Source organism: Micromonospora sp. AMSO31t (assembly GCF_008868175.1).
Classification (GTDB): Bacteria; Actinomycetota; Actinomycetes; order Mycobacteriales; family Micromonosporaceae; genus Micromonospora.
Map to the genome: position 1 here is coordinate 1 of NZ_WBKT01000314.1, position 940 is coordinate 940.

Below are 940 nucleotides of genomic sequence, written 5' to 3' on the forward strand. Positions count from 1 at the left end.
GACCCCGACCGCGCCGGTGACCCCGACCGGACCGGCGCGCACGGCACCGGCCCCGGACCCGACCGCCACGCCCTGCCGGTCCGGCCCGTCCGGCGACCGGGTGATCGCCCTGCTGCGCGGCTCCGCCGGAGTGCTGCCCCGCAACGTCCGGGTCACGGTGCGGACCGGACCGCTCTGCGCCGAGGGCTGGCAGTACACCGTGCTGGCCGTGAGCGGGCACGAGGAACTCCAGGTCGTCACCCGGGGCCGGCCCGCCGCGCTGGAACTCGTCACCGCCGGCACCGACGTGTGCGGCGTGGAGGTGCGCGCCGCCGGCCCGTCCGGCATCCGGACCCTGGCCTGCGACGGCACCCCGGGTGCGTAGTCTGGTCGACATGCCGGGAACACCGCCGACCCGCTTCGTCTACCTCGGTCCCGAGGGCACCTTCGCCGAGCAGGCGCTGCGCACCGTCCCCGCCGCCGAGCGGGGCGGCCGGACGCCGGCGCGCAGCGTGGGCGAGGCGCTGGACGCCGTACGGGCGGGCGAGGCGGACGCGGCGCTGGTGCCCATGGAGAACTCGATCGGCGGCGCGGTCGGGGTGACCCTGGACGAGTTGGCCGAGGGGGAACCCCTCGTGATCACCCGTGAGGTGATCCTGCCGGTCGAGTTCGTCCTCGCCGCGCGCTCCGCGGTCGCGCTGGCCGACGTGCGCACCGTGGCGGCGCACCCGCAGGCGTCCACCCAGTGCCGGGGCTGGCTCCGCGACCACCTGCCCGACGCCACGGTGGTCGACGTGCTCTCCAACGGCGCCGCGGCGGCGGGCGCGGCGAACGGCGAGTACGACGCCGCCATCTGCGCCCCGATCGGCGCCACCCGGCACCGGCTGGCCGTGCTCGCCGACAAGATCGCCGACCACCCGGACGCGGTGACCCGGTCGTGCGCGAGGTAGACCGCCAGCGA

1 protein-coding gene and 1 pseudogene are annotated in these 940 nt (G+C 77.2%); both read left to right on the forward strand.

Annotation, left to right across the window (positions count from 1 at the left end):
* The coding region (locus tag F8274_RS30730; RefSeq protein WP_151465899.1) for a hypothetical protein at nt 1-364 on the forward strand (364 nt) is incomplete at its 5' end.
* Between the two features lie 10 nt (nt 365-374).
* Nucleotides 375-914 (forward strand): annotated as a pseudogene (locus F8274_RS30735) (prephenate dehydratase domain-containing protein); the annotation flags it as partial.
* Between the last annotated feature and the right edge of the window lie 26 nt (nt 915-940).